Below are 18,041 nucleotides of genomic sequence, written 5' to 3' on the forward strand. Positions count from 1 at the left end.
TTCTGGCGTTTTAGAGGTGAACAACGTGGAGCTCTTGTCCGGCGGTGAGATGATCGTCCGCTTCTTGCGTGACGAAGGTGTCAAACACATCTATGGGTACCCTGGTGGTGCTCTCCTTCATGTTTACGATGCCCTGTTCAAGGAACCGGCTGTCTCGCACATACTGGTTCGTCACGAGCAGGCGGCTACCCATATGGCCGACGGCTATGCCCGTGCGACTGGCAAGGCTGGCGTCGTGCTGGTGACCTCCGGGCCAGGTGCAACCAACGCTATTACCGGTATCGCCACGGCCTATATGGATTCAATTCCAATGGTGGTGCTGTCTGGCCAGGTGCCTAGCACCATGGTGGGTACCGACGCGTTCCAAGAAACCGACATGATCGGTATTTCCCGGCCTATCGTGAAGCACAGTTTCATGATCAAGCACCCGTCGGAAATACCTGAGGTGCTGAAAAAGGCCTTCTACCTGGCTGAGTCCGGTCGCCCGGGCCCCGTGGTAGTCGATATCCCGAAGGACATGACTAACCCGGCGGAAAAGTTCGAATACGTCTACCCCAAAAAGGTCAAGCTGCGCTCGTATTCGCCAGCTGTGCGCGGCCATTCCGGGCAGATTCGCAAAGCCGCAGAAATGCTCGTTGCCGCACGCCGGCCCGTGATCTACGCTGGCGGCGGCGTGATTCTCGGCGGCGCCTCCAGCCCGCTTACCGAGCTGGCCCGCCTGCTGAACGCCCCTGTGACCAACACGCTCATGGGGCTGGGTGCCTACCCTGGCACTGACCGTCAGTTTGTGGGCATGCTGGGCATGCATGGCAGCTATACCGCCAACCTCACCATGCACCACGCTGATGTGATTTTCGCGGTGGGTGCGCGTTTCGATGACCGCGTGATCAACGGCGCAGCCAAGTTCTGCCCTAATGCCAAGATCATTCATGTGGATATCGACCCGGCCTCCATTTCCAAGACCATCAAGGCTGATGTCCCTATCGTTGGGCCGGTCGAGAGCGTTTTGACAGAAATGGTCGCAGCTTACAAAGAGCTGGGCCAGGTGCCAGACAAAGACGCTGTCGCCGCCTGGTGGAAACAGATTGACGAGTGGCGTGGTGATCGTGGCTTGTTCCCTTACGAGCAGGGCGACGGCCCATTGATCAAGCCGCAAACTGTCATCCGCACGTTGTTCGAAGTAACCGAGGGTGATGCGTTCATCACCTCCGATGTGGGCCAGCATCAGATGTTCGCCGCCCAGTACTACCCCTTCGACAAGCCCAACCGCTGGATCAACTCCGGTGGCCTGGGCACCATGGGCTTTGGCTTCCCCTCGGCCATGGGGGTGAAGCTGAATTTCCCGGATAATGATGTTGCTTGTGTGACGGGGGAGGGGAGTATTCAGATGAATATCCAAGAGCTCTCCACCTGCATGCAGTACGGTTTGCCGGTGAAGATCGTCAACCTGAACAATGGCGTGCTGGGTATGGTTCGCCAATGGCAGGACATGAACTACAGCAGCCGCCATTCCCATTCGTACATGGAGTCGCTGCCAGACTTCGTGAAGCTGGCCGAGGCTTATGGCCATGTGGGAATGCGCATCACCGACCTGAAAGACCTGAAGCCGATGATGGCCGAAGCCTTCGCCATGAAGGACCGCCTTGTCTTCCTGGACATTCAGGTCGATACCAGCGAGCACGTCTATCCGATGCAGATCAAGGACGGCGCGATGCGTGACATGTGGCTGAGCAAGACGGAGCGGACCTGACCATGCGGCATATCATTTCCTTGTTGCTGGAAAACGAACCGGGCGCACTGTCCCGCGTCGTCGGCCTGTTTTCGCAACGCAACTACAATATTGAAAGCCTGACCGTCGCAGCGACCGAAGACCCGACGCTGTCGCGCCTTACCTTGACGACCATCGGCCACGATGAGGTCATCGAGCAGATCACCAAGAACCTCAACAAGCTGGTAGAGGTGGTGAAGCTGGTAGACCTGTCGGAAAGCGCGCATATCGAGCGCGAGCTGATGCTGGTCAAGATCAAGGCCACGGGTGCCCAGCGTGCTGAAGTGAAGCGCACCACGGACATCTTCCGGGGGCAGATCGTCGATGTCACCAGCAGCGTCTATACCGTGCAGCTGACAGGTACCACCGACAAGCTCGACAGCTTCATCCAGGCCGTTGGCACCACGTCGATTCTTGAGACGGTACGCAGCGGCGTGACCGGCATCGCACGTGGCGACAAAGTACTCAGCATCTAATCAATCGTTTTGCAGATGGCCTATGGGCCAGGATAACCAGGGGAATTTCATGAAAGTTTATTACGACAAAGACTGCGACCTTTCCATCATCCAGGGCAAGAAGGTCGCCATCATCGGTTACGGTTCCCAGGGGCATGCCCAGGCGTGCAACCTGAAAGACTCCGGTGTTGATGTTGTCGTGGGCCTGCGCAAGGGTTCTGCTACCGTTGCCAAGGCTGAAGCTCATGGCCTGAAAGTAACCGACGTTGCCAGTGCCGTGGCTTCTGCTGACCTGGTGATGATTCTGACGCCGGACGAATTCCAGTCCGTTCTGTACAAGAACGAAGTTGAGCCCAACCTCAAACAGGGCGCTACCCTGGCCTTCTCCCACGGCTTCGCCATCCACTACAACCAGGTTGTTCCTCGCAGCGACCTGGACGTGATCATGATCGCCCCTAAAGCGCCTGGTCACACGGTGCGTTCCGAGTTCGTAAAAGGCGGCGGCATTCCTGACCTGATCGCGATCTATCAAGATGCCTCGGGCAATGCCAAGAACGTTGCCCTGTCCTATGCCGCTGGCGTAGGTGGCGGCCGTACCGGCATCATCGAAACCACCTTCAAGGACGAAACCGAAACCGACTTGTTCGGCGAACAGGCCGTTCTGTGCGGTGGTGCGGTCGAGCTGGTAAAGGCTGGCTTCGAGACTCTCGTAGAAGCAGGTTATGCACCAGAAATGGCCTACTTCGAATGCCTGCATGAGCTCAAGCTGATCGTGGACCTCATGTATGAAGGCGGTATCGCCAACATGAACTACTCCATCTCCAACAATGCCGAGTACGGCGAGTACGTCACCGGCCCTGAGGTGATCAACGCTGAATCTCGCCAAGCCATGCGCAATGCACTCAAGCGCATCCAGGATGGCGAATACGCCAAGATGTTCATTGCAGAAGGCGCAGCCAATTATCCGTCCATGACTGCCAAGCGCCGTAACAATGCGGCTCATGGCATTGAAGTGATCGGTGAGCAACTGCGCTCCATGATGCCTTGGATCTCGGCCAACAAGATCGTTGATAAAGCCAAGAACTGATTCTGAGCGGTAACCTTAAGAAACGCGGCCCTGGCCGCGTTTCTTCGTTTCTGGCCCAGCCTTCTGGTATAAAGCTGCAACGTTTGCGTGCGAACCCTCGCTCCAGGCGCCTGTCGAAATTTTTCACACGTAGCAAGGTACCGTTTTATGAGCGAACGCCCCGAAGAGCCGAACATGGCCCCCGACGCCGATAGCCTGCTCCCTGTAGACGAGCATGTTGAAGAGGGCCAGGACGCTGAAGGTCGCAGGGTGCGCCATCGTGGCATCTACCTGCTGCCCAACCTATTCACTACTGCCAACCTGTTCGCCGGTTTCTACTCGATCATCAACTCGATCACAGCCCAAAGCGCGCTCAGTGCAGGCAACACCACCGAAGCGTTGAAGTATTATTCGTTTGCAGCCATCGCCATCTTCGTGGCCATGGTGCTTGACGGCCTAGACGGTCGTGTAGCGCGAATGACCAATACCCAAAGCGCATTTGGTGCAGAGTACGACTCGCTGTCAGACATGATTGCCTTTGGTATGGCGCCTGCGCTGCTGGCCTTTGTCTGGGCCCTCGGCGCCATGGGCAAAGTGGGCTGGATGGTGGCCTTCATCTATGTGGCAGGGGCTGCATTGCGCCTTGCGCGCTTCAATACCCAGGTCGGCAAAGCTGACAAACGCTACTTTATCGGCCTGGCAAGCCCTGCTGCCGCGGGGGTAGTGGCGGGCACAGTATGGGCGCTGAGTGATTTTGAAATACCTGGCGCCAAGCTGTCCTTCCTTATCGCCATTCTGGTAGCCGGCGCGGGCATGCTGATGGTCAGTAATATCAAGTACAACAGCTTCAAGGAGCTCGATCTCAAAGGGCGTGTGCCTTTTGTAGCTATTCTTGCGGTTGTGCTGGTATTTGCGGTTGTGTTTATAGACCCACCCCGCATTCTGCTGCTCATCTTCCTCATCTATGCGGCGTCTGGCCCTGTTCAACACTTGTTGCGGATGCGTCGGCACAAGTGAAATAAATCAGGGCACACTCCGTCTTACGGTTTCTAACGCGTCATGGAGTGTGCCCCGTGCTCATCAAGGTCCCCCCGGCGTCGGCTTGTCATGAGTCAGACGTCACCCCCCAAAGTACTTATTTCTCTCGGCGTGCTGTGATGGCAGGCGGTGCGGCGCTTGCTGCAAGCGCTGCGCTGCCCGCCTGGGCCGCGTCAACCTATGACGGCGTCGATCCTGGCAATGTGCCGGAATGGCTCAAGGCCAAACTGGGTGATACCCATTGGCAAGCAGTGAACGTTGCAGGCGAAGCCATCACGCCTTTCAAGGATGCTACCCACTACAACAACTTTTACGAATTCGGCACTGACAAAGGTGACCCCGCGCAAAATGCCGGTAGCCTGAAAACCGACCCCTGGTCTGTGATGGTCGATGGTGAAGTGGGCAAGCCGGGTAAGTACGCCTTGGAGGACTTCGTAAAGCCACACCAGCTGGAAGAGCGAATCTACCGCATGCGCTGTGTGGAGGCCTGGTCCATGGTCATCCCCTGGCTGGGCATCCCGTTGGCAAGCATCCTCAAACAGGTGGAGCCTACCTCCAAGGCACGCTATGTTCGATTCGAAACGCTGCAGGACCCAACCAGCATGCCTGGGCAGCGTTCCAGCTTCTCCTATATAGAGTGGCCCTATCAGGAAGGGCTACGACTGGATGAGGCTATGCACCCGCTTACCATTTTGGCCGTAGGGATGTATGGCCGAGAGCTGCCAAACCAGAACGGCGCGCCGTTGCGGTTGGTGGTGCCGTGGAAATATGGCTTCAAAGGCATCAAGTCCATTGTGCGGATAAGCCTGGTCGGCGAACAGCCGAAAACCACGTGGCAGGGTATCGCGCCGACAGAATACGGGTTCTTCGCCAACGTTAACCCCCATGTGGATCATCCACGCTGGACGCAGGCCAGGGAGCGTCGGCTGCCCGGTACGCTGTTCGCACCTAATGTGCGCGAAACACAAATGTTCAACGGCTACGTGGACGAAGTAGCCTCGCTCTACACTGGAATGGATTTGAAGGTAAATTACTGATGCGTTATCCCTGGTTTCGTTTGGGCGTGTTCGTAGTGATAGCGGTATGGCCTGTGTGGTGGGTGTATCAGGCGTGGATTTTTGCGCTGGGGCCGGATCCGGGCAAAGTCTTGCTGCTGCGGTTCGGCCTGGGAGCCTTGGTAATGTTGTTGATTGCACTAAGCATGACCCCTCTCCAGCGTTTGACAGGGTGGAGCGGTTGGCTGGTGGTCCGGCGTCAATTGGGGTTGTGGTGTTTTGCCTATGCTGCTCTGCATTTAGCGGCTTACCTGTTCTTTGTAGTGGGCCTGGATCTCAGCCAGTTAGGTGTAGAGCTGCGCAAGCGGCCTTACATTATCGTTGGCGCCATAGCCTGGGTGCTGCTACTGGCATTGGCTGTCACGTCCAACCGCGCCAGCCAGCGCAAGCTTGGCAAAAAATGGCGCATCTTGCATAAGGCGGCTTACCCGGCACTTGGCTTGGCCTTGCTGCATTTTCTCTGGATTGTGCGAGCAGATTGGGCTGAGTGGGCGATCTATGCGGGCATAGGTATGGTGCTTATGCTCATGCGTGTGCCGCCCGTAGCCCAGTTGATGAAGCGCAAATCAAATAAACAGGCTAATTTGAAAAGAAGCGCTTGACGCGCTTTCGAATCCCCTTATAATGCGCCCCACTTCCAGCGACAACGGAACGGCAAACTTCTTGAGAATCAAGGGTTTACAGTTTCAGAGGTGCTGGAAGTGCTTCGGTCTCCGGATCGGATGCGGTGAAAAAGGGAGTTGACAGCAAGTTGTAATGCTGTAGAATTCGCCTCCCGCTTCGAGAGGTTGGTGAAGCGGTCAAGTGTTTGAAGTTGAACGAGAAATTCTGAAAACTTCGCAAAATAAACGCTTGACAAGATGTACAGGCAGCGTAGAATGCGCGCCTCGGTTGAAGCGAAACACTTCAGCCACCGCTCTTTAACAAATGAATCAAGCAATTCGTGTGGGTGCTTGTGAGTTGGACTGATTGTCACAATGATTATCAGCATCACAAGTAACTCAGCGAAGAAATTCGAATGAGTGGCTTCCTTCGGGAAGTCTTGCGATTGCTGAGCCAAGTTTAGGGTTTTCTCAAAACCCAAGCAGTATTGAACTGAAGAGTTTGATCATGGCTCAGATTGAACGCTGGCGGCAGGCCTAACACATGCAAGTCGAGCGGCAGCACGGGAGCTTGCTCCTGGTGGCGAGCGGCGGACGGGTGAGTAATGCCTAGGAATCTGCCTGATAGTGGGGGATAACAACCGGAAACGGTTGCTAATACCGCATACGTCCTACGGGAGAAAGTGGGGGACCCTCGGGCCTCACGCTATCAGATGAGCCTAGGTCGGATTAGCTAGTTGGTAGGGTAAAGGCCTACCAAGGCGACGATCCGTAACTGGTCTGAGAGGATGATCAGTCACACTGGAACTGAGACACGGTCCAGACTCCTACGGGAGGCAGCAGTGGGGAATATTGGACAATGGGCGAAAGCCTGATCCAGCCATGCCGCGTGTGTGAAGAAGGTCTTCGGATTGTAAAGCACTTTAAGTTGGGAGGAAGGGCAGCTAGCGAATACCTGGTTGTCTTGACGTTACCGACAGAATAAGCACCGGCTAACTCTGTGCCAGCAGCCGCGGTAATACAGAGGGTGCAAGCGTTAATCGGAATTACTGGGCGTAAAGCGCGCGTAGGCGGTTTGTCAAGTCGAATGTGAAATCCCCGGGCTCAACCTGGGAACTGCATCCGAAACTGGCAAGCTAGAGTATGGTAGAGGGTGGTGGAATTTCCTGTGTAGCGGTGAAATGCGTAGATATAGGAAGGAACATCAGTGGCGAAGGCGACCACCTGGACCAATACTGACGCTGAGGTGCGAAAGCGTGGGGAGCAAACAGGATTAGATACCCTGGTAGTCCACGCCGTAAACGATGTCAACTAGCCGTTGGGATCCTTGAGATCTTAGTGGCGCAGCTAACGCATTAAGTTGACCGCCTGGGGAGTACGGCCGCAAGGTTAAAACTCAAATGAATTGACGGGGGCCCGCACAAGCGGTGGAGCATGTGGTTTAATTCGAAGCAACGCGAAGAACCTTACCAGGCCTTGACATCCAATGAACTTTCCAGAGATGGATTGGTGCCTTCGGGAACATTGAGACAGGTGCTGCATGGCTGTCGTCAGCTCGTGTCGTGAGATGTTGGGTTAAGTCCCGTAACGAGCGCAACCCTTGTCCTTAGTTACCAGCACGTTATGGTGGGCACTCTAAGGAGACTGCCGGTGACAAACCGGAGGAAGGTGGGGATGACGTCAAGTCATCATGGCCCTTACGGCCTGGGCTACACACGTGCTACAATGGTCGGTACAGAGGGTTGCCAAGCCGCGAGGTGGAGCTAATCTCACAAAACCGATCGTAGTCCGGATCGCAGTCTGCAACTCGACTGCGTGAAGTCGGAATCGCTAGTAATCGCGAATCAGAACGTCGCGGTGAATACGTTCCCGGGCCTTGTACACACCGCCCGTCACACCATGGGAGTGGGTTGCACCAGAAGTAGCTAGTCTAACCTTCGGGAGGACGGTTACCACGGTGTGATTCATGACTGGGGTGAAGTCGTAACAAGGTAGCCGTAGGGGAACCTGCGGCTGGATCACCTCCTTAATCGACGACACAGCCACCCATAAGCACCCACACGAATTGCTTGATTCCTTGTAAAGACGATTAGGTGAAACGCCTCACGTCGGTCTGTAGCTCAGTTGGTTAGAGCGCACCCCATGCTTTGTGGTAAAGAGCAGGGTGAGGTCGGCATGCAGCGACCCAGTATTTGGGTCTGTAGCTCAGTTGGTTAGAGCGCACCCCTGATAAGGGTGAGGTCGGCAGTTCGAATCTGCCCAGACCCACCAGTTGTTTGGGGCCATAGCTCAGCTGGGAGAGCGCCTGCCTTGCACGCAGGAGGTCAGCGGTTCGATCCCGCTTGGCTCCACCACCTACATCATCGGTCAAAAGCTTAGAAATGAGCATTCCCTCAAGGCGAGGTTGAATGTTGATTTCTGGTCTTTTCCAGAATCGTTCTTTAAAAATTTGGGTATGTGATAGAAAGTTAGACTGAATAGCACTTTCACTGGTGTTTATTCAGGCTAAGGTAAAATTTGTGAGCTGTTCCTAGAACAGAAGTGCGAATTTTCGGCGAATGTTGTCTTCACAACCGTAATCCCGAGATTGCTTGGGGTTATATGGTCAAGTGAATAAGCGCATACGGTGGATGCCTTGGCAGTCAGAGGCGATGAAAGACGTGGTAGCCTGCGATAAGCTTCGGGGAGTCGGCAAACAGACTTTGATCCGGAGATCTCTGAATGGGGGAACCCACTCAGCATAAGCTGGGTATCTTGTACTGAATCCATAGGTGCAAGAGGCGAACCAGGGGAACTGAAACATCTAAGTACCCTGAGGAAAAGAAATCAACCGAGATTCCCTTAGTAGTGGCGAGCGAACGGGGACCAGCCCTTAAGTTGGTTTGAGATTAGCGGAACGCTCTGGAAAGTGCGGCCATAGTGGGTGATAGCCCTGTACGCGAAAATCTCTTGTCAATGAAATCGAGTAGGACGGAGCACGAGAAACTTTGTCTGAACATGGGGGGACCATCCTCCAAGGCTAAATACTACTGACTGACCGATAGTGAACCAGTACCGTGAGGGAAAGGCGAAAAGAACCCCGGAGAGGGGAGTGAAATAGAACCTGAAACCGTATGCGTACAAGCAGTGGGAGCAGACTTGTTCTGTGACTGCGTACCTTTTGTATAATGGGTCAGCGACTTATATTCAGTGGCGAGCTTAACCGAATAGGGGAGGCGTAGCGAAAGCGAGTCTTAATAGGGCGTTTAGTCGCTGGGTATAGACCCGAAACCGGGCGATCTATCCATGGGCAGGTTGAAGGTTAGGTAACACTGACTGGAGGACCGAACCGACTACCGTTGAAAAGTTAGCGGATGACCTGTGGATCGGAGTGAAAGGCTAATCAAGCTCGGAGATAGCTGGTTCTCCTCGAAAGCTATTTAGGTAGCGCCTCATGTATCACTGTAGGGGGTAGAGCACTGTTTCGGCTAGGGGGTCATCCCGACTTACCAAACCGATGCAAACTCCGAATACCTACAAGTGCCGAGCATGGGAGACACACGGCGGGTGCTAACGTCCGTCGTGAAAAGGGAAACAACCCAGACCGTCAGCTAAGGTCCCAAAGTTATGGTTAAGTGGGAAACGATGTGGGAAGGCTTAGACAGCTAGGAGGTTGGCTTAGAAGCAGCCACCCTTTAAAGAAAGCGTAATAGCTCACTAGTCGAGTCGGCCTGCGCGGAAGATGTAACGGGGCTCAAACCATACACCGAAGCTACGGGTGTCACGCAAGTGACGCGGTAGAGGAGCGTTCTGTAAGCCTGTGAAGGTCAGTTGAGAAGCTGGCTGGAGGTATCAGAAGTGCGAATGCTGACATGAGTAACGACAATGCGAGTGAAAAACTCGCACGCCGAAAAACCAAGGTTTCCTGCGCAACGTTAATCGACGCAGGGTTAGTCGGTCCCTAAGGCGAGGCTGAAAAGCGTAGTCGATGGAAAACAGGTTAATATTCCTGTACTTCTGGTTACTGCGATGGAGGGACGGAGAAGGCTAGGCCAGCTTGGCGTTGGTTGTCCAAGTTTAAGGTGGTAGGCTGAGATCTTAGGTAAATCCGGGATCTTAAGGCCGAGAGCTGATGACGAGTGTCCTTAGGACATGAAGTGGTCGATGCCATGCTTCCAGGAAAAGCTTCTAAGCTTCAGGTAACCAGGAACCGTACCCCAAACCGACACAGGTGGTTGGGTAGAGAATACCAAGGCGCTTGAGAGAACTCGGGTGAAGGAACTAGGCAAAATGGCACCGTAACTTCGGGAGAAGGTGCGCCGGCGAAGGTGAAGGGTTTACCCCGTAAGCTTTTGCCGGTCGAAGATACCAGGCCGCTGCGACTGTTTATTAAAAACACAGCACTCTGCAAACACGAAAGTGGACGTATAGGGTGTGACGCCTGCCCGGTGCCGGAAGGTTAATTGATGGGGTTAGCGCAAGCGAAGCTCTTGATCGAAGCCCCGGTAAACGGCGGCCGTAACTATAACGGTCCTAAGGTAGCGAAATTCCTTGTCGGGTAAGTTCCGACCTGCACGAATGGCGTAACGATGGCGGCGCTGTCTCCACCCGAGACTCAGTGAAATTGAAATCGCTGTGAAGATGCAGTGTATCCGCGGCTAGACGGAAAGACCCCGTGAACCTTTACTATAGCTTTGCACTGGACTTTGAGCTTGCTTGTGTAGGATAGGTGGGAGGCTTTGAAGCGTGGACGCCAGTCTGCGTGGAGCCAACCTTGAAATACCACCCTGGCAACCTTGAGGTTCTAACTCAGGTCCGTTATCCGGATCGAGGACAGTGTATGGTGGGTAGTTTGACTGGGGCGGTCTCCTCCCAAAGAGTAACGGAGGAGTACGAAGGTGCGCTCAGACCGGTCGGAAATCGGTCGTAGAGTATAAAGGCAAAAGCGCGCTTGACTGCGAGACAGACACGTCGAGCAGGTACGAAAGTAGGTCTTAGTGATCCGGTGGTTCTGTATGGAAGGGCCATCGCTCAACGGATAAAAGGTACTCCGGGGATAACAGGCTGATACCGCCCAAGAGTTCATATCGACGGCGGTGTTTGGCACCTCGATGTCGGCTCATCACATCCTGGGGCTGAAGCCGGTCCCAAGGGTATGGCTGTTCGCCATTTAAAGTGGTACGCGAGCTGGGTTTAGAACGTCGTGAGACAGTTCGGTCCCTATCTGCCGTGGACGTTTGAGATTTGAGAGGGGCTGCTCCTAGTACGAGAGGACCGGAGTGGACGAACCTCTGGTGTTCCGGTTGTCACGCCAGTGGCATTGCCGGGTAGCTATGTTCGGAAGAGATAACCGCTGAAAGCATCTAAGCGGGAAACTTGCCTCAAGATGAGATCTCACTGGAGCCTTGAGCTCCCTGAAGGGCCGTCGAAGACTACGACGTTGATAGGTGGGGTGTGTAAGCGCTGTGAGGCGTTGAGCTAACCCATACTAATTGCCCGTGAGGCTTGACCATATAACACCCAAGCAATCTGTGCCTGCACAGAGCGCGGTGGTGAAGACGCATCCGAAAAGACGCACACTCACACATCACATACCCAGATCTGCAGCCGCGTGAACACGAGGCCGCAACCCGAATTTCTTGACGACCATAGAGCATTGGAACCACCTGATCCCATCCCGAACTCAGTAGTGAAACGATGCATCGCCGATGGTAGTGTGGGGTTTCCCCATGTGAGAGTAGGTCATCGTCAAGATTCAAACCCAAAACCCCTGGTCGCCCTGCGATCAGGGGTTTTGTCTTTTCAGCGTTTGATACAGCGCGCTCATGCAGCGCAAAGCAATTGCCACCTACCTAGCAAACATACCGCCCTGTTGTTGGCTCAACAGGGCGGCAGGGCGCCGTGCTGGGTTGCTTTAAGCGGTTGCCTCAGCCGCCTTGTCCAGTTTTGCCAAAACCTCGTCGTGCCGGCGAATGTACTTCCAGTCAGCCTCGTCTACGTAAATGCCATCAGGGCCGCTACCGCCTTCCAGGTCAATGGCTACATGTGCAGACACCTGCGGTTTTACTGAGGCAAGAATAGGGGTAAAGCCCAGCTGCTGACTGGTTTCAAGCAACGCCATCTGGTTACGCTCATCGATGTCAGCGGCTTCGTCCAAGTAGTAAGGGAGGCGAATGCGGCCGGCACGCTCGCGGTCCATCAAATGAAGCAGCAGGTACATGTTGGTCAGCGCCTTAATGGTCATGGTGGTGCCATTAGACGCTGCGCCGTCAATATCGGTATGCATCCTGGGCTCACCGTTGACCTTGGTGATTTCAAAAGCCAGTTCGAACAAGTCTTTAAGGCCCAGCTGGTTATGGTTGGCGGCAACCAGCCTTGCCAAGTACTCTTTAGCTTCCTCATTCTTATTGTCTTGTTCGGTCGTACGGCTCAGGTCGAACACTGAAAGGGTTTCGCCCTCTTCGTATTGGCCAGCGCTATGGATGATCTGGTCGATATGCTTGAGCGCTTCCTTGTTAGGCGCCAATACAATACGGAAGCTCTCAAGGTTGGAGACCTGACGACGATTGATCTCGCGGTTGAACAGGTTCAACTGGTGTTCAAGGCTGTCGTAGTCGCTACGGATATTACGCAGCGTACGCGCTATATCAGTCACCGCTGCCCGGCGAGCCTTGGCCAGGGTCAGGGCTTCGTCCTGGCGATGGGCATACGCATTGATCAGCAATTGCAGCCGGCGCTCTGGGTTTTCTTCGTTGTCGAACTTGGCTACCCCCTTGAGGCGGACTTGAGCGTACAAGGCCTCGATCTGGCCCTCTATCCTTAGCAGCGATTGCCAGCTGTCCTGGTAGTCGTTAAGCAGGGGTAGCAGGTTGTCCATGGCATCCTCTACGGGCTCCATGTAGGGCGTGCCAAATGGCATGTCAGCTGGCAGCAGTTGCCGGCGCCGCAAGGTGTCGTCCAGCGTACGCTGCTGCGACTCAAGGTCCCCTAGCTGCCGGCTCACCAGTTGCAGTTTTGCAGACAACTGCTGAACACGTTCGGCAAAGCTGTCGCTGGAGCGCTTCAGTTCATCTTGTGCTGCCTCCAGCTGCGCCAGTTGTTCAAGGCGATCGGGTTCATCCTGGCTCAGGGCACCTAAGCGACGAAAATCTTCCAGGGCCTTTTGCGCATCCACCACCTGCTGATACAAGGCATCGGCCTGCGCTTTACTCGCCGTGCGATCAGCAGTCACCGATTGCTGCGTCTTCAACTGCCGCAGCTCTTTATCGAGGCGATCTCGTTGATCACGTAATACAGCACGGTCAGCCAGCGCCTGTAGGGCAGGGGGCTCTATGGAAGAGAGGTCTACGCCAAGGCCTGGCACTTCAAAACGTTCGCCGTTGATACAGCCCAGCACGGCCTCCAGGCTTTTTACCCAAGCCCCGTTTTCATCAAGTGCTATACCCTTCGGCCCCAGAGGAAGGCTGAAGAGCGCGCCGTTGAATACACGCATCAGGCGCTCCACGTCCTGCTGAGAGAACTCTTCGCGTAAGCGCGCATAACTGTTGTTATCCGCATGATCCAGCTGCTGCTTCACCGTTTTAAGACGGCTCTCCAACTCGCGTACACGCGCATCAAGGTCGCCGGTAGTGAATTGCCTGGCATGGGCCAGGGCGCCCGCCAACTCGTCATGGGCATCCTTGGCCACTAACAGTTGCTGTTCCAGCACATGAGCATCTTCGACCAAGGCAAACCGATGGCGCAGGGCAGACAATTCCCCCAGCCAACGCTGGATACCGCTGATTTCCCGCTCCAGGCGCATCAGCTCCTGAGTAGTGCCACGCTGATCGTTCTGCAAGGCATCCTGCTGGCTACGGTAATGTTCCCCCTGAACGAGCAGTTCTTCCTTCCGATCACCTGCATAGGCCTGCCAAGCGCCTAGTAGACTGTCCAGCAAGGGCGAAAGCCTGTGAAGTTTGCCGCGAAGCTGGTCCCGCTGGCGAACGCCATTAGCCAATGCTTCCACCAAGGGCCCTGCCGTCACTAGGGCGTTATAGTCCTGCTCCATTCGGCGAACGTCGCGGAAGGCTTCTTCGCAGGCAGCGATGTAGTCCACACTGCCGGAGCGCAGGCTGTGTTCGAAAGCGTCCAGAAACAGTTGCTTGAGCTTGGCTGCAGTGATTTCGCGCATGTGCAGCAGGTTGATAAACAAAGCGCGGAAGGTTTTGAGGCTCTGTTCGCTGGTCGAGCGTAGCGGAATCAGTGTCAGGTCCAAGGGGACTGAGGTATGCCCCCCTACCAACAAACGACGCAGTTCGTCAGGTTTAACTTCATACGCCTTGATACCTGCACGGTCGAGCTTGGCAAACAGGGCTTTCTGACGCAGGCAGGTCTCGTTTTCTTGGTAGTGGGCCAGGTCCAGAGCCCCCGCATAAGCGAAGAACTGGTGCCCGAACCCTCCACCTGGCCCACGGCCTACCACGCCAATCACGTGAGGGCCGTGGGGCAGCATCACTTCGCACAGGATATAGCTGGTATCACTGGCAAAATAGAACTTCCGGGATTGCTCCAGGCTGTATTTGCCGAAGCTCATGTCGGACATACGGGCCAGGATAGGAAATTGAAGGGCGTTGATCGAGGCGCTCTTGCCCAAGTTGTTCGCGCCATACACCGATAAAGGCTGTTCCAATGGGAACAGCCCCAAGCTATAGCCGGCCGTATTGAGCAAGGCAAACCGGCGAATACCAAAACGTTCCTGGCTCATGTGTCCATCTCCTGTCGCTCTTCGGCCATGGCGTGTGCCAGTGCATCCTCTTGCGCCTCGTCTGCCTCGTCATCGGCCAGTGCAGGCGATGGCAAAGGCAACGTACTGTGCAGGGTGGCCGCAAGGTCCCGATCCTGTTGCACAGAAAGGCACACATCCAGAAAGCGGTGCATTGGGGCCAGAAAACGGTAAATACCGGGTTCTTCGTGGGTAAAGCCCAGCTGGGTCATGCGCCGTAGAATCTTTTCTTCCAGCTCTTCGGGTGTCTGCACGTCTGCCTGGCTGAACAGGTCGCGGTATTTTTCCAATAGGGCAGGCAGCTCATCTCGGCCAAGGCTACCGCCGTCCAACACACTGATCGGATCGCGGCCCTGGTCGGCCAAGTGCTCTACCAGAATGAAGGTGAACAGCGAAAGGCGTTGAGCCGTCTTGTTCACTTGCGCTGCAGCCTGTTCAGGCACGAAGTAATAGAACCCACGGGTGTCGCACACCAGCTCGAAGCCGAGTGCGCGAAACAGGGTGCGGTAGGCGTCCTGGCAGTTGGACAGTTGGGCATACAGCTCTGGATCGCGACGGCTTATGTGAAAGCCTTTAAGCAGCTCTCGAAAAATGGGTGCCAGTTGCGTCAGTTCAGCTAGGTCAAGGTTCATGGGCGGGGGCTCGCAGAAGACAGGCCGCTTGGGTCGCCAGGCGTATCGCCGGGAGAAAGCAAGGCAAAGGAATGCAGGCTTACCACGTGATCTCGGGTGCGGTAGTCCTGTCGGTGAAGGCGCTGTCGAATAAATCGCTTGTCGCGGGAAAGACGGGAAAACCAGTACAGCAGGTCATCGGTTTCACCGGTCTGTTCCTGCTCCAGCAACCACTGCATCAAATCAGGCAGTGGCAGTGACTGCTCGCAGCGTTCGAGCATTTCGCGCGCTGTACGCGGTGCCCGGGAGGTGGATGGCCGGTCGGCTTTTTCCGGGCGAGGGAAGCGGGCCGGTGTAGGCTCAAACCGCGCCAGCGCATAGACATAGGCTTCCACCTGGCTGGCTGTACCCAGAAAATTGCTTTGTGGCCGTGTAAACAGGGGAAGTGCGGCTTGCGGTACAGCGTCCAACCCCTTGCGCCGAATGGCTGCCAGTGCCAGCGCCGCGCCGCGGGTCACGGCATTGTGTCGGCGGGCCTCTTCGCGCAATGGCAACAGCAGCTCCCGGGCATGGCGTAGGGTAAGCTGTGCGCTGGTCTGCATTTCCAGGATGCGGGCATGGGTACGCAACAGCCGGTCGTCATCGATAAGCTGGCCTAGCCGCTGTTGTTCGCCCAGCAGGTGCAGCAGTACGTTCTCTACCTTGCGCACCCCTTGTTCAAAGGCGCCATCGGCGTTGACCAACTGGATCATGGGTTCTACGTATTTGTCCCAGGTCGCAAGCACTTCGGCGTACCGCTGGCGCAAAGGGATCTGCCGATCACTGGTCTTGGCGCGTTCGGCAACCGCCACCAGAGCCTGTTCGTCGTTGTCCAGCTTCTTCAGCACATCACGTACACGCATGTCCAGCACGCGCAGTTGCCGTGCGAGGTCGTTCCCATCTCGAATGTCGAAGGCCTCCTGAATATGCACGGCCAGGCGCTCCAGGTGACGCAGGTAGGCTTCGATCTCCAGGCACAAACCCAGGCGATGTTCCCGGCGCAGGTACGCCAGAAAATCATGAATCTGAGCGTTAAGCTCGAAACGGTTGGGGCTTTTGGCAACGGGCACCAGAATATCCAGGCGAATCCACGTGTCCAACAGCCCGGTAATGTCCTGAGGGGTGCCTTCGGGCAGGAAGGTCGCCAGTTGAAGGCGCAGTTCTGCCAGGCCCAATGTGCCCTGATCAAAGCGCTCACATAAAGGTTCGAGCAACGCCCAGTGTTCAGCAAGGGCGCGCAATACGCGCTTGGGTTCGATCATGAAACGACCGCCTGGTTGCCAGAAAAAGGCCGGATTGTATCGCATCCTTTTGGCATGCACCGCTTCGCTGGTCGCTCGGCCGGCCCTGGTGTTTGGCGGTCGTGAATTACCCGCAGGCAAGGTAGAATCGCCCTCCTGCCCTTACGCCACGAGTTACCTGTGCTGACTGAAACCCGACGCCGCGCTTACCTGGACGCCATGCAAGTGGTCCAGTGGCTGCCACGTGCCGAGCTGCCTTTCAGTGCGCCCTCGCGTGCCGAGTTGCTCGCTTGGGTCGAACCCAGCGCGGCACCGGAACCCCTGGCCCCTACCATGCCGCCTGTAGGTGCGCCTGCAGCAGCACCGCCCGTTGTTCGCCCGGCGGCGCCGTCTATCCGGCCGCGCCCCGAGCTACCGCGCCCTGCTGCCGCAAAGGTGGCACCACCTGCGCAAGAGAAGCCGGTCCCAGCTCACACGCCCAAAGTGGCCGCTGTAGCGCCCCGCTTTGCCCTGCAACTGATGCGGGCCGGTACCTGCCTGGTATTGGCTGAGTTGCCTACGGGCGACAGCTTCCAATCGCGTGACCCTGGCTACCTCTTGCTCAAGGACATGCTGCGCGCAGCGGGCTTGCCTGACAGCCCCCAGTTGATAGGGGAGCCCGTACGCTGGCCCTTGCTGGCCAAAGGCAGCCTTGATCAAGGGCCAGAGGCCGCCAGGGATTTCGTGCAAGGCTTTGTGGCCGCACAATTGGAGACCGCCCCTTGCGCCTGCCTATGGCTCGTGGGCCTACCTGCCCTGCGCTTTGCGGGTGATGTGGACGAGTCCGCCTACTGTACCGACTTCCCAATAGACGGCCTGTGCGAGGGCTGGGCGCTGCCCGGTCTCGAAGCACTGATGGAAGAGCCCGCACGAAAGGCAGACGTCTGGCAGGCAATGCGCCGATTGATGACTCGCTGGAAACCCGCTGAATGAAAAACGCAGTAACGTTTCGCCTAATGACCGAAGCAGACCTGGACGCTGTACTCAAAGTCGAATACGCCGCCTACACCCACCCTTGGACGCGCGGTATTTTCCTCGATGGGCTCAAGAGCTATGAAATCTGGTTGATGTTCGAGGGGCAGCAACTGGTCGGCCACGGCGTCATCAATGTAATCATTGACGAGGCACATTTGCTCAACATCACGGTGAAGCCTGAGAACCAAGGGCGCGGCCTGGGCCTTAAACTGCTGGAGCAGCTTATGGATCGCGCTATGGCACTCAATGGGCGCGAGTGCTTCCTGGAAGTGAGGGCGAGCAATCAGTCAGCCTACCGCCTGTACGAGCGCTTTGGCTTCAATGAAATTGGCCGCAGGCGGGATTACTACCCCGCCGCGGGAGGGCGCGAAGATGCCTTGGTAATGGCGTGCGCCCTGCTATAGCGAAAGCC

At 56.1% G+C, this 18,041-nt stretch carries 11 protein-coding genes, 2 tRNA genes and 3 rRNA genes; 13 read left to right on the forward strand and 3 right to left on the reverse strand.

Features of this window, described 5'->3' with window-relative positions:
* Window positions 1–25: 25 nt before the first annotated feature.
* From ACSAMW_RS17910 to rrf, 11 genes are all read left to right on the forward strand, one after another.
* Entirely contained in the window at window positions 26–1,750 is a 1,725-nt protein-coding gene (locus tag ACSAMW_RS17910) for an acetolactate synthase 3 large subunit (RefSeq protein ID WP_500591433.1), read from the forward strand.
* Between the two features lie 2 nt (window positions 1,751–1,752).
* Window positions 1,753–2,244 (forward strand): acetolactate synthase small subunit, encoded by a 492-nt coding sequence (gene ilvN / locus ACSAMW_RS17915; protein ID WP_500591434.1) that lies wholly within the window; start codon window positions 1,753–1,755, stop codon window positions 2,242–2,244.
* Window positions 2,245–2,293: 49 nt separating this feature from the next.
* Entirely contained in the window at window positions 2,294–3,310 is a 1,017-nt protein-coding gene (ilvC, locus tag ACSAMW_RS17920) for a ketol-acid reductoisomerase (RefSeq protein ID WP_168085681.1), read from the forward strand.
* Window positions 3,311–3,457: 147 nt separating this feature from the next.
* Window positions 3,458–4,306 (forward strand): CDP-diacylglycerol--serine O-phosphatidyltransferase, encoded by an 849-nt coding sequence (gene pssA / locus ACSAMW_RS17925; protein ID WP_500591435.1) that lies wholly within the window; start codon window positions 3,458–3,460, stop codon window positions 4,304–4,306.
* A 56-nt stretch (window positions 4,307–4,362) separates the two neighbouring features.
* Window positions 4,363–5,364, forward strand: a complete 1,002-nt coding sequence (gene msrP, locus ACSAMW_RS17930; protein ID WP_500591436.1) for a protein-methionine-sulfoxide reductase catalytic subunit MsrP — start codon at window positions 4,363–4,365, stop codon at window positions 5,362–5,364.
* A complete protein-coding gene (msrQ, locus tag ACSAMW_RS17935; protein WP_500591437.1) occupies window positions 5,364–5,984 on the forward strand; it encodes a protein-methionine-sulfoxide reductase heme-binding subunit MsrQ in 621 nt (206 codons plus the stop codon). The genes msrP and msrQ overlap by 1 nt, the downstream gene beginning before the upstream one ends.
* A gap of 490 nt (window positions 5,985–6,474) precedes the next feature.
* A 16S ribosomal RNA gene (locus ACSAMW_RS17940) occupies window positions 6,475–8,013 on the forward strand.
* Window positions 8,014–8,178: 165 nt separating this feature from the next.
* Window positions 8,179–8,255: transfer RNA gene (locus ACSAMW_RS17945), tRNA-Ile, on the forward strand.
* 7 nt (window positions 8,256–8,262) lie between these two features.
* A tRNA-Ala gene (locus tag ACSAMW_RS17950) sits at window positions 8,263–8,338 on the forward strand.
* Between the two features lie 249 nt (window positions 8,339–8,587).
* Window positions 8,588–11,476 (forward strand): 23S ribosomal RNA (locus ACSAMW_RS17955).
* Between the two features lie 125 nt (window positions 11,477–11,601).
* Window positions 11,602–11,717: ribosomal RNA gene (gene rrf, locus ACSAMW_RS17960) — 5S ribosomal RNA — on the forward strand.
* Together the 16S, 23S and 5S rRNA genes with 2 tRNA genes alongside form the textbook arrangement of a ribosomal RNA operon.
* A gap of 160 nt (window positions 11,718–11,877) precedes the next feature.
* On the opposite strand, the gene mksF is transcribed toward rrf, so the two are convergent.
* From mksF to mksB, 3 genes are read right to left on the reverse strand one after another with little or no spacing between them, the layout of a single operon-like run.
* Complete coding sequence (gene mksF, locus ACSAMW_RS17965; RefSeq protein ID WP_500591438.1) at window positions 11,878–14,706, reverse strand: Mks condensin complex protein MksF; 2,829 nt, start codon at window positions 14,704–14,706, stop codon at window positions 11,878–11,880.
* Entirely contained in the window at window positions 14,703–15,356 is a 654-nt protein-coding gene (gene mksE, locus ACSAMW_RS17970; protein ID WP_500591439.1) for an Mks condensin complex protein MksE, read from the reverse strand. The genes mksF and mksE overlap by 4 nt, the downstream gene beginning before the upstream one ends.
* Complete coding sequence (mksB, locus tag ACSAMW_RS17975) at window positions 15,353–16,636, reverse strand: Mks condensin complex protein MksB (RefSeq protein WP_500591440.1); 1,284 nt, start codon at window positions 16,634–16,636, stop codon at window positions 15,353–15,355. The genes mksE and mksB overlap by 4 nt, the downstream gene beginning before the upstream one ends.
* 159 nt (window positions 16,637–16,795) lie before the next feature.
* Here mksB and ACSAMW_RS17980 point away from each other — a divergent pair, with 159 nt between their 5' ends.
* On the forward strand, window positions 16,796–17,587 hold the full coding sequence (locus ACSAMW_RS17980; RefSeq protein ID WP_500591441.1) for an energy transducer TonB: 792 nt from the start codon (window positions 16,796–16,798) through the stop codon (window positions 17,585–17,587).
* Window positions 17,584–18,033: a ribosomal protein S18-alanine N-acetyltransferase gene (gene rimI / locus ACSAMW_RS17985; protein WP_168086155.1), complete on the forward strand. Its 450-nt coding sequence runs from the start codon at window positions 17,584–17,586 to the stop codon at window positions 18,031–18,033. The genes ACSAMW_RS17980 and rimI overlap by 4 nt, the downstream gene beginning before the upstream one ends.
* Window positions 18,034–18,041 lie beyond the last annotated feature (8 nt).

The sequence above is a fragment of the Pseudomonas sp. AB39(2026) genome, from assembly GCF_059831485.1.